The following is a 13087-nucleotide window of genomic DNA, read 5'->3' as shown; positions in this document are numbered from 1 at the left end:
GCCCTGATTAGCCGGATAATCGGCCGACAACGCGCTTGCGGAGTCGTTCAACGCCACGATGAAGCGCGAGGTCCTCCAAGACGCCGCCTGCTGGGGCGACGAGCTGACCTGCCGCCGGCAGGTCTTCAAGTGGCTTGTGCGCTACAACACCCGCCGCCGTCACAACTGGTGCGGCTACCTGTCCCCGTCCACCTACGAGGCCCGCCGGGCCGCTACGCTGGCGACCGCCGCGTAATCACACCTCGTGTCCAAGATCCGGGGGTAAGGCCCTGCTCCTGTCCTTGGTGAGCTTTTTCACGACCTTGAGCATGTCGCGTGAGAAGGGCGCGTGCACGTGCTTGGCGTACCTCCAGTCGACCTGGACCCAGGTGCTGTTCGTCACGTCCTTCACCCAGACGTTGTTCAACCGGTACGGTTCGTACCGCAGTTCGAGCTTGGCGTCTGGTCCGAGCAGGTGGGCATTGTCCCGGTAGAGCTGGCGCAGGCCGGGGGAGTCGTAGACGAGTCCTTCGAAGTTGATTCCGTACTCGTTCGGTCGCCTGGTGTCTTTGGGCAGGAGCTCGACGTAGTCGTCGGGTGTGAGGACGACGTTCATGGTGGGGGCGACGGCCGCGGCGGCGGCGTACATCTCGTTCGGGGTGAGCTTCTCCCGTGGAATGGCCGGGTGGCGCAACCCGTCGTGCGGGCGGTTCTGCCACACCTGCACGACCCACTGGTCCAACAGCGCTTGCACTTCAGCGAGGGTGAGAAGGCCCTCGGGGGAGGGGTCATCGCCACGGTGTGCGACACGCATCCCCAGGTAACCGTCGAGCGATTCGGTGAAGGAGGAGTTGATCGCGGAGAACGCCCGCTCCACGTGCGGTTTGTCTGTCGGGGTGCGGGGCGCGGCCTTCGTCACGGAGATCTGCAACCGTTCGCACGCTTCAAGGAAGGTGGTGCCGACGAACACCTTCCCGCGGTCGATCGTGATCGCCTCTGGTGTGATGACTGGCCGGGCCGCGAGAAGTTCGCGCAGTTCAGCGTCACCGAGTATGGCCCCTACCGGCAGGATCGACCGGGCGTAGGCAAGCGTTTCCTTCCAGCCGGGTTGCATCCACATCGGGGTCATCGTGCGGGCCAGCAGGATGGACGCAGCATCTGCTGACTTTGTGGCCCCCGCAAGGAGCATGTTCGCGCACAGGGTGCGGGTGGCCACGTCGATCGCGATCGTGACGTCGGGTCGGCCTATGGTCCCGTCGGGGAAGATCACCATGGCATCCAACGGGGTTGAGTCGATCTCCACGAGCTCTCCTGGCCGGGCGACGGCCTGGTATCCGTAGGCACGGTCCGGTTTGTTCCCCTGGGTGCGCCTGGTGGTCGCCTCCCCGAACGTGTGCCGGTTGCCTTCCAGCCCGGACAACGTCCTGTACAACGTGGCCCACGACGGCACGGGAATGTTCTCTCCGGCTGCGTTCAGGTCGCCTACTTTCACGAGAACACGCGTGATCAGCGTCCGACGCGACCGGGTCGACTTGAGGGTCTGCTCTTGCATCGCTTCCTTGAGGAGCTCAACGATGCGTGCATCAACTCGGCCCGTCGCGGTCTTGGTCCTCAGCTTGCGCTGGTCGACCAGCCCAGCGGTCCCGAGCCTCTGGTACGCAGCCATGTGCCGACGCAACTGCCGTTCACTCACAGGCGTTCCGGCAGCCTCCAGCTCGGCAACCTTCGCGTCGACCTTCTCGCCCATCGGAACGTCTGCGCCGTACCGGACGTTCGGGACAGGATCACCGTCGTCTGACGGGGTGACCTGCCGTGATCGCGAAGGCTTGGCTGTCTCGTCCGCGTCGGGTGCCACTGGTGGGACGCCGTACAGCAGTTCATGAACATGGTGACGCAGCCACAGCGCCCGCCTCGCATCCTCGACAGGGAGGCCGTTGAGGATCGCGACGTCATCCAGGACGGGAGTGGGGGAGCGGCGATGCGGCACGTACGTCGGGTCAGCCAGCAGCTCAGCCACGGGAAGCTTCCGGACCCGCCTGTCCAGCAGGTGCTGGAACACGATGACCGTCCCGTCCTGGTGGACAGCCCTCCAGGGCTGCCCGGCCAGCTCGAACGTCTCGTCAACCTGCACCATCTTCACGACGACGACACCACCTTGCTGTCGAACGAAACGGGGGAGTCAAGGTCCACCGAGAGCACCTTGTGCCACAACAGGTGGTACACGCCGGCCAGGACCACTTCCTTGGACGCTCCCGTCGCCTCAACGGCACGACGCACACCGACCTGCAACGGAAGTCCATGCTCAAAGGCAGTCTCCAGGGCAGCGCGAACATCGGGGGAGGGCTCGAACCTGTCCATTCGGTAGCCGGCAAGCCATCGAAGGTTTGATGACCTCGGCTCGGGCAGCCCAGTCCAGACCTCGTACTGCCAGCCGACCTCGTCGCAGGCGGCCCTGGTCAGGTCGAACTGTGCCTGGCTACGGTCGCTGACGCGTCCCGCGTGGCGGACGTCGACGACTCGGCCGCGCCCGTCGCTCAAGCGGGCGAAGTAGTCAGGCACATGATCACGTTGACCTGGTGTTCCGTGGGGCCACAGGAGCGCGAAAGGTTGCGCCGCGACCTTGGTCACGGCCGGATCGAAGTCTGCCGCGACGACCCAGGACCGTTCGAGGAAGGACTCGAAGCCGACGCTGGCACGGTTGGTGGTCGTCCACCAGGCACCCTCGAAGTGACGCTTTCCCTTCCACGCCGGGTACTCACGGGCAGGCAGCGCATCCTCGAAGCGCACGTCCACGAGGTTCTCGTCGGCCAGCTTGTTGACCCAGCGGGGCTTGGACGTTGACGAGACCTTGTACAGGATCCGCGTCTGCGACGTCAGGTTCGTCGGGAAGGAAGATCCGGCCATCGTGGGGTTGCGTTCCTTCCTGGACCTCGTCAGCTTGAGGGCCAGGACCCTATGGCCATGATGAGTGAGGCGTAAGAAGGAATCCGGAGATTGCCATGATGACCGCGATTTTGGCCATGATGATTGAGAACGGACACGAGTCCTTTCATCTAGTTGTACTCGTCCCGTTTCAGCGCCGATAAGTCACATTATGTCAAGTGAAGGAACGGATGTGCAGCCCGCACTCCCTTCTTCTTGCCTTGTCTGTCTCACTCCAGCCCTCTCGTAACGATGCTGAATGAGGTGGTGTCCGTGACCGGCGGGTCGCGGGACAACGCTCGCCGTCAGCTGGTCGCAGCCGCCAAAGCGTCACCGGGGTCGGGCCAATGGGCTGCTGCCGTGCCGCGCTTCCTGCGGCATCCGCCCACTGAGCACCGGGAATCACTCATCTAGAGTCGTACCAGCAGTTCGCCACCCGACCACAGACTCGTGCGGGAAGTCTTGGTCTCACGCTAGATATGGAGCCGCCGATGGACTCGATGGTCTACATCATTGTCGGCGGCATCGGTGCGTTTCTCCTTCTGGCGTCGATGATCTTCGACGGTCTCGAAGAGGTCACCGGCCTCGTCGACACGGCGGCCGAGGGCGTGCTGTCCCTGGTCGCGGTCGGCTCGGCAGCCACCATCTTCGGGGCGGTCGGGTTTATCGCGAGCGGATTGGGCGCCACTCCCCTGCTGACCGTCGTGCTCGCCGTCGTGCTCGCCGTTCTTGTCTGGTATGCCGTCGCCCGCGCCATCCGTGCCGCCAAGCGCTCCTCGCGCAGGGGCGTCACCCGCTCCTACCTCGTCGGCGACACCGGGGTGACCACCCACGAGACCGACGGGACCCACGGGGAGGTCCGGCTGGACGCCCCGGACGGCGGCGTCCGTCTGGCACGCAGCGCTGGCCCCCGGATCAGCGCCGACACCAAGGTCCGCATCGTCGCGATGGACGGAGCCAAGGTGGTCGTCCTACCCGCCGACGGCGATCCCTTCGACCCCCCCACTCCACCGGCTCTGCCCGGCTCGGGCCACTAGAGAAAGACCGCTCATGACACCAGCCCAGATCCTCACCCTCGTCGGGGTCGTGGCCGCCATCCTGGTGGTCCTGGCCCTGCTGATGTTCCTCGCTTCCCGGCTGAAGACAGTCGCTCCCGACGAGGCCCTGATCGTCGTCGGGATGGGCGGCGGCAAGCAGCCCGAGGCGACCACCGAGATCGCCGACAGCGAGCTCGGCACGCACCGAGAGTCGCTGTCCGACTCCTCGCGCTTCACCATCCACACCAACGGCCGCGTCTTCATCGTCCCGGTCATCCAGGACTACTTCCTGCTCTCGCTCAAGCAGCGCCAGGTCGACCTCGACGTCTCCGGCCCCGACCGCAACTTCGTCAACGTCAAGGTCTCCGGCACGCTGTCCTACAAGTTCTCCGACGACCCGCACGCGGTGCTCTTCGCCGCCCAGCGCTTCCGGTCCAAGACCGACCAGGAGATCGACCAGTCGGTGCAGCAGGCGGTGGAGGGCTCGCTGCGCTCGATCGTGGCCTCGATGACCTACCGCGAGATCAACGGCGACCGGGTCGCCTTCCAGGAGAACGTGCTGCGCAACCTCAAGGCCGAGTTGTCCGACCAGGGCATCGTGGTCGACATCCTCAACATCCGCTCGGCCGAGGCCCCCGGGACGTATGCCGAGGACCTCGCCGCCGCGGAGCTCGCCGAGGCCCAGCAGGTCGCCGCCATCGCGCGGGCCAACGCCTCCCGCGAGGCCGAGTTCGCCCAGATCGCCGCCGACACCGCCATCGCCGAGCGCCGGCGTGATCTGTCCCTCAAGCAGTCGCAGTGGAAGTCCGAGACCGATCGCGAGGCTGCGATCGCCGAGGCGGCCGGCCACATCTCCCGCCAGGAGCAGGAGGTGCTCGTCGAACAGCGCAAGCAGGAGGCACTGGCCGCCCAGGCGCTGGCCACCCAGGAGCAGCTGGACATCTCGGAGAAGAAGCCCGCCGACGCTGCCGCCTACGCCGCAGCCAAGCGCGCCGAGGGTGAGATGCAGGCGGCCCAGCACAACGCCGACGCCGAGCTCTACACCCGGACCCGCAAGGCCGAGGCCGACGCTGCTGCCGCTCGCCTGTCCGCCGAGGCAGAGGCCTACACCACCAAGACGCAGGCTGAGGCTCGCGCCAACGCTGCGCGACTGACCGCCGAGGCCGAGGCCGACGCCACCCGCGCCCGCGGTCTGGCCGACGCCGAGGTCGCCCGTCAGGTGGGGCAGGCAGAGGCCGACGCCACCACCGCCAAGGCCGACGCGCTCGGTCGCTACGGCGAGCAGTCGCTGGCCTACGAGGTCGTGCAGCGCCTGCCCGAGATCATCCAGGCCAACGCCGACGCCATCCGCGGCATCGGCTCCTACACCGTCTTCGGCGGGTCGCCGACCGACGCCGTCAACATGGCCGGCCAGATGTTCGCCCAAGGCCTGGCGATGGTGAAGCAGACCACCGGTGTCGACGTGGTCGACGCCTTCAAGAGCTCCGGCGTCGCAGGCGGCACGGACCGGGGGTCTGGCGTCATCGGCGGAGGAGACGAGGAGTCGCCGGTCACTTCATCGACCGACACCCCCGAGGCCACCGGTCGCGCGAGAGGTGCCCAGGACGGGACCGGCCAGAACAGCTAGCGTGAACGGCATACGGGGACATGTCCCACCGCACCACCAGGAGGAGCAACGATGACCGAGCCCACCGGACGCACGTGGACCGAGCGGATGGAGGTGGCTGGCTCCGACCTGCTCGGCAGGGTCAAGGACCTGGCCAAGGACGCCGACGCCAAGCGCGTGATCATCAAGAACGACAAGGACGAGGAGATGCTGGCCTTCCCCCTCTCCTGGGGCGTGGCAGGCGGAGCCCTCGCCGTGGTCGCCGCTCCGATGCTGGCTGCTGTCGCGGCCATCGGGGGCGCGGTCGCCAACGTCAAGCTCGAGGTGGAGCGGCGCGAGCCGGCTCCCGAGGATGACGTCCCGGGCAGCACCGCCACCGGCGGCAGCCTGGATCTGGACGAGAACGGCGACCCGCCCCCGCTCCCCCGCCAGCCCTGAGCCATGGCGAGCCTGTTCACCAAGATCCTCGACGGTCAGATCCCCGGGCAGGTCGTCCACCAGGACGAGGTCTGTGCGGCGATCCTGGATATCATGCCGCTCACCCGCGGGCACGTCGTCCTCTTCCCCCGCGAGGAGGTCGACCACTGGATCGACGTCGACGGCCCGACCCGTGACCACCTCTTTGAGGTGGCCGCCACCATCGGTCGCGCGCAACTGTCGGCCTTCGGTGGTGAGCGGACCGGGTTGATCATCCAGGGCTTCGAGGTCCCGCACGCGCACCTCCACGTCTTCCCGACGAAGGACGCCAAGGACTTCGACCTCACGGACCGGGAGCAGACCGACACCGAGGAGCTGGCCACCGTTGCCGAGCAGCTGCGGGCAGCGCTGGCCTGACCCGCGCCCGGAGCACGTGCTCCACGGAGCGTCGCCGGGGCGAAGTCCCCGGCGACGCCTATCGTGGGCGGCACGCCTGATGAAGGAGGCGCGATGCCCGGCACCGACTACGACGACGTCAGCCGCCCCCGCGAGACCAACTACTCGCGCGACGTCTACGACGACTGGGACGAGGACGCCCGGTCCTACCGTCCCGAGCTGCATCCCCGCAGCCTGGATTTCGGCCTGCTGCTGCTCCGACTCGGGACGCTTCTGCTCCTTCCGTGGGGTCTGCTGCACGCCTCGGACATGCCTCGCTTCATCCGACTGGTGGGCAACAACCTGGTCGGCGGTCAGGCGCCGGAGTTCTTCGCCTGGATGGTGATGCTCGGCATGATCGCGCTGCCGATCCTGATCGCCGCCGGCCTGTTCACGCGGCCGGCAGCCTTTCTCGCGACCGCGATGATGGCCTCGATCTTCATGCTCGTCATCTTTGCCAGCCCGTCCTATGAGCCGCTGGATGGGCAGGGCGTGCTCACCGGTGAGAACGCCCTGCTCTACATCGTGCTCTTCCTGCCGTTGGTCTTCACCGGCGCCGGACGGTGGAGCCTGGACGGCATGCGCTCCTCGGGCTTCTGAGCCGTAGGCTCACGGGGTGCAGTGCGACTACTTCGATGCCGGCGTGTGCCGCTCGTGCACGCTCATGGGGGTCCCGTATGCCGTGCAGCTGGCTGACAAGGGCACGCACCTGCGCGAGGTGCTGGCGGGCCAGGTAGCCGAGTCTGTGTGGCTGGATTCGTTCCCCAACACCGAGTCCCGCTTCCGCAATCGGGCGAAGCTGGTCGTGGCAGGTCGCAAGGGTGCGCCGACCCTGGGTATCCTCGACGAGCAGGGACGCGGCGTCGACCTGCGACACTGCGGTCTCTACGAACCCGGCCTGGCCGAGGCGGTCCCGATCCTGGCCGAGCTGATCTCCGGCTCCGGCCTGACCCCGTATGACGTTCCCACCCGGCAGGGGGAGCTCAAGCACCTGCTCGTCACCCACTCCCCCGACGGCGAACTGATGATCCGGTTCGTGCTCCGCTCCCCCGGGCAGCAGCGTCGCGTCGAGGAACTGATTCCGACCCTGCATGCCGCTCTTCCCGGCACGCGGGTGGTGAGTGTGAACCTGCAGCCCGAGCACAAGGCGGTGCTTGAGGGGGAGCAGGAGGAGGTGCTGACCGAGGCCGACACGCTGCCCATGCGGGTCAACGACATCACGCTGCACCTGCGCACGCGCAGCTTCTTCCAGACCAGCACGGCGGTGGCCGCCGCGTTGTACTCCCAGGCGCGGGAGTGGGCGGTGGACCTCAACCACGATCCTGCAACGGCCTGCGGCGACCTCTCACCGGCGAAGGTCCTTGACCTCTACTGCGGTGTGGGCGGCTTCGCGCTCCATCTCGCTGCGCCCGGCCGTGAGGTCTTCGGGGTCGAGGTGTCGCCGGAAGCGGTGACCAGCGCGCGGACCTCGGCTGCAGAACTGCTCAGCACTGGGGCACCCGACCGGCCAGAGCAGGTGAGTTTCGAGATCGGGGATGCCGCGGCATACCTGGGACCTGGGTTGACCCGAGGCTCGGGCACCATCGGCGAACGGGGTTGGGATCTGGTGGTGGTGAACCCTCCGCGCCGCGGGATCGGGCCGCTGGCCGCAACGCTCGAGGCATCCGAGGTGGAGCGGGTGATCTATTCCAGCTGCAATGCCAGCACCCTCGCCCGAGACCTGGCGCAGATGCCGTCCTACCGGGTGGTGGCGGCGCGGCTGTTCGACATGTTTCCGCAGGTCCACCACCACGAGGTGATGGTGGACCTGCGGCAGGTCTGAGCAGCAGTCGGGTCAGCCGAGCGCGGCGACCGCGGAGTCGTAGTCGGGCTCCTCGGTGACCTCGTCGACGAGCTGGGTGTAGACGACCTTGCCGTCCTCGTCCAGCACCACGACGGCGCGCGCCAGCAGACCGGCCATCCGACCGTCGGCGATCTTGACGCCGAAGTCCTCACCGAAGGTGCTGCGGAAGGCGGAGGCAGCGGTGACGTTGTCGATGCCCTCAGCGCCGCAGAAGCGGGCCTGCGCGAAAGGCAGGTCCTGGGAGATACAGAGCACGCGGGTGTTGTCCAGACCGGCCGCGAGCTTGTTGAACGTGCGGACCGACGCCGCGCAGGTGCCGGTGTCCAGGCTCGGGAAGATGTTGAGGACCAAGCGCTTGCCGCTGAGGCCGTCGTCACTGCTCGCGACCTCAGCCATGTCGGTGCCGACCAGGGTGAAGGCAGGTGCGGTCGAGTCGACGGTGGGCAGTTCGCCGACCGTCTGGAGCGGGTTTCCCTTGAAGGTGATGGTGGCCATGAGCACCTGTCTACCATCACCTTGACGCCACGGCAGCACCGGGCCGGGTCGCACCCCCACCCCGGTGCCGGACGGTCGGCGGATGCGATGATGGGCCCAGCCGATCCGGCCCCATCGACGAACGAGGAAGTTGGTCTCCCGATGCCGAACACCTTTGACGCCGTGCCCGATGCCCAGCAGGAGCGCAGCCAGGCCTTCCTGAGCGTCGACCGGCCGCAGGAGCGCCTCGAGAAGATCATGGAGGAGGCGCAGCTGCACCGCGGTTCGCTGCGTGAGCAGGACGGCTATACCATCCCCTTCCGCGAGGGCGGCTCGGTGCGGATCCGCATCGTGCAGGGCCAGGGCGCCGACGGCGAAGCCGAGGGCGAGGAAGGTCTGAACTTCCTGGTGGTCGCCCCCACCGCGGAGCGTCGCGAGCACATCCAGACCGTGATCGCCGAGCAGACGGCTGGCCAGCTGACCGGTGAGCCGGCCGAGCTCGACTGGACGACCGCGACGCTGAGCTGATCTTTTAGCTGAAAGGCGTGGGGTCGCCCGCGCCCACCCGCACGACCTCGGCATAACCATCGGACAGATCCACGACCGTCGTCGGCTCACATCCGGTCTGGTCCCCGTCGATGACGACGTCGACGACGTGATCGAGGGCTTCCTTGACCTCCCAGCCGAAGGACAACGGCTCCTCCTCCCCCGGCAGGAGCAACGTGCTGGTCAGGAGCGGCTCCCCCATCTCAGCCAGCAGGGCCCGACAGATCGGGTCATCGGGCATCCGGACGCCCACCGTGCGCTTCTTGGGGTGCAGGAGCCGCTTGGGCACCTCCGGGGTGGCCGCCAGGATGAAGGTGTACGACCCGGGAGTGGCCGCCTTGACCGCCCGGAAGACGGCGTTGTCCAGCTGCACGAACTGCCCGAGCTGGGCGAAGTCCGCGCACATCAGGGTGAAGTGGTGCTTGTCGTCGAGTTGTCGGATGTCGATGATCCGCTGCTTGGCGTCCGGGTCCCCCAGCCGTGCCCCGAGGGTGTAGCAGGCGTCAGTTGGGAAGGCTGCCAGCCCACCGTCGCGCAGGGTGTCGACCACCTGGCTGATCAGCCGGGCCTGGGGGTCGACCGGGTGGATGTCGAGGAAGCGCGCCATCCCCGCACTCTAGTCGGCCAGGAAGTGCTCCAGGATCGAGACGAAGACCTCCGGTCGCTCCGAGTGCACCCAGTGGCCGGCGTCCTTGACGGTGATCTGCCGCACGCGCGGGAAGAGTTCGCGCATGGCCGGCTCCTGCTCCTTGGTCACGTAGGCGGACTTTGCCCCGGCGACCCACAGCACCGGCCCGTCGAAGGTGCGGTCAGCGTGCGGGATGTCGGCGGTGATGGTGGAAAGGTCCTCGAGCAGAAGGTCCAGGTTGGGTTGCCAGGCGAAGGTCTTGGTCTCCCGGTCGCGCCTGAGGTTCTGCAGGAGGAAGCCCCGCAGTGAGGGCTTCTCCACGTCCTTGGCCAGGGCGCGGTCCGCATCGCCAAGGCTGTCCAGCGCGTCCAGATCGATCTTCTTCAGTGAGCCCAGGAGGTGCTTGAACTCCCCCACCTCATCCGACCCGGTCGGGCTGATGTCCACCACCACCAGCTTCTTGACCAGCTCCGGCGCTTGCAGGGCCAGCATCATCGCGACCTTGCCGCCCATCGAGTGGCCGACGACGTCGACCGGTCCGTCGGCGGCCACGCCCTCGCGGAGGTGCTCGGCGAGCAGGTCGGCCATGTGGGCGTAGTCGATCCGGTCGGTCCACGCGGACTCGCCATGGTCGGGCATGTCGACCAGCAGGCTGCGGAAGCGCGGTTGCAGCGCCTTGGCGATCCCCGAGAAGTTCTTCCCGCGGCCGAACAACCCGTGGCAGAAGACCACCACCGGGGCCTGGGTGTCGTCGCCGACCAGGGTGCTGTGCAGGGAGCTCACCCGCACGACCCTACGTCGCCCGTATGCCGCACCCCACCACCACGCTCACCCGGTCCCGCGTCCTGGGCTCGGCGGCGAGGTCCCGCGCAGCTCACGGCAACGGACGGCGCATGGCTGCGGAGCGGTGCTTGAGGGTGAAGCCGAGCCGCTCGTAGAGACGGGTCGCGCCCGTGGGGCTCTCGGAGTCGACGTCCAGCTCGATGACGTCGTACTCCCCCGCCTGGGTCGCCAGCTCGATCGTCCTGGCCAGGGCGGCGGCAGCGAGCCCGCGACCGCGCGCGTGCGGCACCGTCCCCACGAGGTTGATGTAGCTCTCACGGTCGACCCACTGCCCGGTCAGCACGTAGGCCAGCACCTGCCCGTCGTGCTCTCCGCCCCGGGCGATCGCGAGGGTGGAGGTGGCCGGGCGAGCGCTCGAGGCGTGCCAGTTCTGGTGCCAGTTCTCCGGGCTCGTGGGTCCCGAGCCCCAGTGGTCCCGGAAGGCCGCGACGTGGGCGGCATGCACGTCCATCTCGTGCTCCGGTCCCGGAGTGACCAGCTCCACTCCCTGGATCTCAGGCACCTCGATCACTTGCTCCTTGCTCAGGGGCCGGGCGAGGAGGTTGAAGTAGCGGACCACGGCATACCCACGCTCGGTCAGGAACTTCCGCGAGTCCGAGCCGTCCAGGCCGCCCCCGGCTGACAGGTAGCCGGCCGTGTCAGGCAGTCGCTGCGCCATCAACTCCTGCGCCCGGGCCTCCAGGCGACTGGTGATCTCGGTGCCGATCCCGCGTCCTCGGTGGTCCGCGTGCACCCCGGCGTTGACGTAGCCACGCGCCTGCCCTTCGTGATCCGGTGCCAACGGCACGATGGTGGCGCCCCACGCCACCATCTGCGCACCGTCCCAGACGCCCCAGGTGTCCAGCTCCGGGTCGTGGTGGGGCGCGCTCAGGCTCTCCAGCAGGTCCGGCTCGTTGACGAACTCCTCGGTGCCGTCGGCCACGGCGAGATGGTTCAGCAGTGCTGTCCAGTCCGGGACGGAGTCGGCGGACAGACGTCGCCACTGCAGGTCAGAGGGGTGGGAACTCATGCCGATCATTGTTCACGACTCCCCCCACAGCCCCGCAACCGATTATCCGCCGGCAGCGCCCGTGGTGGTCCGGGTGCGCGCCCGCACCAGGTAGGCGACCGCGCCCAGCCCCACGACCACCGCGCCGCCGATCACCGACCCGGTCGGCAGCGCCAGGACGAGCACGAGACAGCCGATGAGCCCGACCACGGGCACCGAGCTCGCCCACGACCAGTCGCCACGCAAGGTCAGCGCCGAGGCGTTGGCGACGGCGTAGTAGAGCAGCACCCCGAAGCTGGAGAAGCCGATGGCGCCCCGCAGATCGGCGGTCAGCACCACGACCAGCACCACCACCCCCACGCTCAACTCGGCGATCCGCGGCACCGACTCCGGCCCAGCGACCGTGGCGAGGATCCTGGGCAGGTGGCCGTCGCGCGCCATCGCGATCGTGGTGCGCGAGATCCCTAGCACCAGGTTGAGCAGTGCCCCCAGCGCGGCGAGGCCGGCGACCACCCGGATCACCCAGGCCCAGCCGCTCCCCCAGACCACCGCTGCCGTCTCGGCCACCGGTGCCGAGGACGCCGCCGCGCCATCGGGTCCCAGCACGCCGAGCACCGTGAGACCGACGAGCAGATAGATCACCAGCACCGCCGAGAGCGCCATCACCACGGCGCGCGGGATGACCCGCTCCGGGTCACTCACCTCCTCACCCAGGGTCGCGATCCGGGCATAGCCGGCGAAGGCGAAGAAGAGCAGCCCAGCCGCCTGGAGGACGGCCAGCACCGGCAGGTCCAGCCCCAGGACCGTCGAGAACTCCGACCCCACCTGGGTGCCGACGACCTCGGAGGCGTGCCACGCCATACCGTCGGGGCGGGGCCAGAGCGCGGCGACCAGGACGCCGAGCAGGGCGCAGGCGACCACGGAGACGATCACCTGGGAGGCCGCGACCGAGCGCTTGACGCCCGCCAGGTTGAGCGCGGTCACCGCGATCACGGCGACGACAGCAGCGAGGCGTTCATAACCGGGGGCGAGGTAGGTGCCGACCGTCATCGCCATCGCCGCGCAGCTGGCGGTCTTGCCGATGATGAAGCACCAGCCGGCCAGATAGCCCCACAGCTCGCCGAGGCGCTCCTTGCCGAAGACATAGGTGCCGCCGGCCGAGGGATAGCGCGCGGCGAGCGCCGCCGAGGACAGCGCATTGCAGATCGCCACGACGGCCGCGATCGCGAGGGCGAGCAGCACCCACCCACCGGCCGCTCCGGCGGCGGGGGCCCAGACGGCGAAGACGCCCGCACCGACCATCGAGCCTAGCCCGATGGTGACGGCATCACGCAGGCCCAGCGTGCGCCGCAGCGCCCCCTGATTCATC

At 68.2% G+C, this 13087-nt stretch carries 14 protein-coding genes and 1 pseudogene; 8 read left to right on the top strand and 7 right to left on the bottom strand.

The features are described 5' to 3' along the window. Positions 1 to 19: 19 nt before the first annotated feature. Positions 20 to 235, top strand: a pseudogene (locus ACQBAT_RS07955) (integrase core domain-containing protein); the annotation flags it as partial. Here the strand turns inward: ACQBAT_RS07955 and ACQBAT_RS07950 are convergent. Both ACQBAT_RS07950 and ACQBAT_RS07945 read right to left on the bottom strand, forming a co-directional pair. Continuing rightward, positions 236 to 2113 (bottom strand): Mu transposase C-terminal domain-containing protein, encoded by a 1878-nt coding sequence (locus tag ACQBAT_RS07950; protein ID WP_420748385.1) that lies wholly within the window; start codon positions 2111 to 2113, stop codon positions 236 to 238. It abuts the pseudogene before it with no gap. A gap of 2 nt (positions 2114 to 2115) precedes the next feature. Continuing rightward, a complete protein-coding gene (locus ACQBAT_RS07945; protein ID WP_420748290.1) occupies positions 2116 to 2883 on the bottom strand; it encodes a TnsA-like heteromeric transposase endonuclease subunit in 768 nt (255 codons plus the stop codon). 509 nt (positions 2884 to 3392) lie between these two features. Here ACQBAT_RS07945 and ACQBAT_RS07940 point away from each other — a divergent pair. The 6 genes from ACQBAT_RS07940 (at position 3393) to ACQBAT_RS07915 (ending at position 8218) form a co-directional block, all read left to right on the top strand. After that, positions 3393 to 3938 (top strand): NfeD family protein, encoded by a 546-nt coding sequence (locus ACQBAT_RS07940; protein ID WP_420748291.1) that lies wholly within the window; start codon positions 3393 to 3395, stop codon positions 3936 to 3938. 13 nt (positions 3939 to 3951) lie between these two features. Then, positions 3952 to 5565, top strand: a complete 1614-nt coding sequence (locus tag ACQBAT_RS07935) for an SPFH domain-containing protein (RefSeq protein WP_420748292.1) — start codon at positions 3952 to 3954, stop codon at positions 5563 to 5565. Between the two features lie 51 nt (positions 5566 to 5616). Continuing rightward, positions 5617 to 5982, top strand: a complete 366-nt coding sequence (locus ACQBAT_RS07930; protein WP_420748293.1) for a DUF4342 domain-containing protein — start codon at positions 5617 to 5619, stop codon at positions 5980 to 5982. Between the two features lie 3 nt (positions 5983 to 5985). Next, positions 5986 to 6378, top strand: a complete 393-nt coding sequence (locus tag ACQBAT_RS07925) for an HIT family protein (RefSeq protein ID WP_420748294.1) — start codon at positions 5986 to 5988, stop codon at positions 6376 to 6378. A gap of 93 nt (positions 6379 to 6471) precedes the next feature. Beyond that, on the top strand, positions 6472 to 6996 hold the full coding sequence (locus ACQBAT_RS07920) for a DoxX family protein (protein ID WP_420748295.1): 525 nt from the start codon (positions 6472 to 6474) through the stop codon (positions 6994 to 6996). Between the two features lie 16 nt (positions 6997 to 7012). Further along, a complete protein-coding gene (locus tag ACQBAT_RS07915; protein ID WP_420748296.1) occupies positions 7013 to 8218 on the top strand; it encodes a methyltransferase domain-containing protein in 1206 nt (401 codons plus the stop codon). A 12-nt stretch (positions 8219 to 8230) separates the two neighbouring features. On the opposite strand, the gene tpx is transcribed toward ACQBAT_RS07915, so the two are convergent. After that, the gene (gene tpx / locus ACQBAT_RS07910) at positions 8231 to 8734 is read right to left on the bottom strand and encodes a thiol peroxidase (RefSeq protein ID WP_420748297.1); all 504 of its coding nucleotides are present in this window, start codon (positions 8732 to 8734) and stop codon (positions 8231 to 8233) included. 141 nt (positions 8735 to 8875) lie between these two features. Between tpx and ACQBAT_RS07905 the strand changes: the two genes are divergently transcribed. Continuing rightward, the gene (locus ACQBAT_RS07905) at positions 8876 to 9241 is read left to right on the top strand and encodes a hypothetical protein (RefSeq protein ID WP_420748298.1); all 366 of its coding nucleotides are present in this window, start codon (positions 8876 to 8878) and stop codon (positions 9239 to 9241) included. Between the two features lie 4 nt (positions 9242 to 9245). On the opposite strand, the gene ACQBAT_RS07900 is transcribed toward ACQBAT_RS07905, so the two are convergent. From ACQBAT_RS07900 to ACQBAT_RS07885, 4 genes are all read right to left on the bottom strand, one after another. Further along, positions 9246 to 9866 (bottom strand): L-threonylcarbamoyladenylate synthase, encoded by a 621-nt coding sequence (locus ACQBAT_RS07900; protein WP_420748299.1) that lies wholly within the window; start codon positions 9864 to 9866, stop codon positions 9246 to 9248. A 9-nt stretch (positions 9867 to 9875) separates the two neighbouring features. Continuing rightward, positions 9876 to 10670, bottom strand: coding sequence for an alpha/beta fold hydrolase (locus ACQBAT_RS07895; protein ID WP_420748300.1), 795 nt, complete (start codon positions 10668 to 10670; stop codon positions 9876 to 9878). A 91-nt stretch (positions 10671 to 10761) separates the two neighbouring features. Next, the gene (locus ACQBAT_RS07890) at positions 10762 to 11739 is read right to left on the bottom strand and encodes a GNAT family N-acetyltransferase (RefSeq protein WP_420748301.1); all 978 of its coding nucleotides are present in this window, start codon (positions 11737 to 11739) and stop codon (positions 10762 to 10764) included. Positions 11740 to 11781: 42 nt separating this feature from the next. Further along, positions 11782 to 13086 carry an APC family permease gene (locus ACQBAT_RS07885; RefSeq protein ID WP_420748302.1) on the bottom strand — a complete coding sequence of 435 codons (1305 nt, stop codon included), beginning with the start codon at positions 13084 to 13086 and terminating at the stop codon, positions 11782 to 11784. Between the last annotated feature and the right edge of the window lies 1 nt (position 13087).

Source organism: Ornithinimicrobium pulveris (assembly GCF_050261105.1).
Taxonomy (GTDB): domain Bacteria; phylum Actinomycetota; class Actinomycetes; order Actinomycetales; family Dermatophilaceae; genus Ornithinicoccus.
The sequence above is the reverse complement of the archived record's forward strand: the minus strand, read 5'-3'. Positions and strand labels throughout refer to the sequence as shown.

Excerpts from the sequence above, each read along its gene's own strand:
- ACQBAT_RS07950 (WP_420748385.1), bottom strand. The coding sequence starts at position 2,113 with ATGGTGCAGGTTGACGAGACGTTCGAGCTGGCCGGGCAGCCCTGGAGG.
- ACQBAT_RS07945 (WP_420748290.1), bottom strand. The coding sequence starts at position 2,883 with ATGGCCGGATCTTCCTTCCCGACGAACCTGACGTCGCAGACGCGGATC.
- ACQBAT_RS07940 (WP_420748291.1), top strand. The coding sequence starts at position 3,393 with ATGGACTCGATGGTCTACATCATTGTCGGCGGCATCGGTGCGTTTCTC.
- ACQBAT_RS07935 (WP_420748292.1), top strand. The coding sequence starts at position 3,952 with ATGACACCAGCCCAGATCCTCACCCTCGTCGGGGTCGTGGCCGCCATC.
- ACQBAT_RS07930 (WP_420748293.1), top strand. The coding sequence starts at position 5,617 with ATGACCGAGCCCACCGGACGCACGTGGACCGAGCGGATGGAGGTGGCT.
- ACQBAT_RS07925 (WP_420748294.1), top strand. The coding sequence starts at position 5,986 with ATGGCGAGCCTGTTCACCAAGATCCTCGACGGTCAGATCCCCGGGCAG.
- ACQBAT_RS07920 (WP_420748295.1), top strand. The coding sequence starts at position 6,472 with ATGCCCGGCACCGACTACGACGACGTCAGCCGCCCCCGCGAGACCAAC.
- tpx (WP_420748297.1), bottom strand. The coding sequence starts at position 8,734 with ATGGCCACCATCACCTTCAAGGGAAACCCGCTCCAGACGGTCGGCGAA.
- ACQBAT_RS07905 (WP_420748298.1), top strand. The coding sequence starts at position 8,876 with ATGCCGAACACCTTTGACGCCGTGCCCGATGCCCAGCAGGAGCGCAGC.
- ACQBAT_RS07900 (WP_420748299.1), bottom strand. The coding sequence starts at position 9,866 with ATGGCGCGCTTCCTCGACATCCACCCGGTCGACCCCCAGGCCCGGCTG.
- ACQBAT_RS07890 (WP_420748301.1), bottom strand. The coding sequence starts at position 11,739 with ATGAGTTCCCACCCCTCTGACCTGCAGTGGCGACGTCTGTCCGCCGAC.
- ACQBAT_RS07885 (WP_420748302.1), bottom strand. The coding sequence starts at position 13,086 with ATGAATCAGGGGGCGCTGCGGCGCACGCTGGGCCTGCGTGATGCCGTC.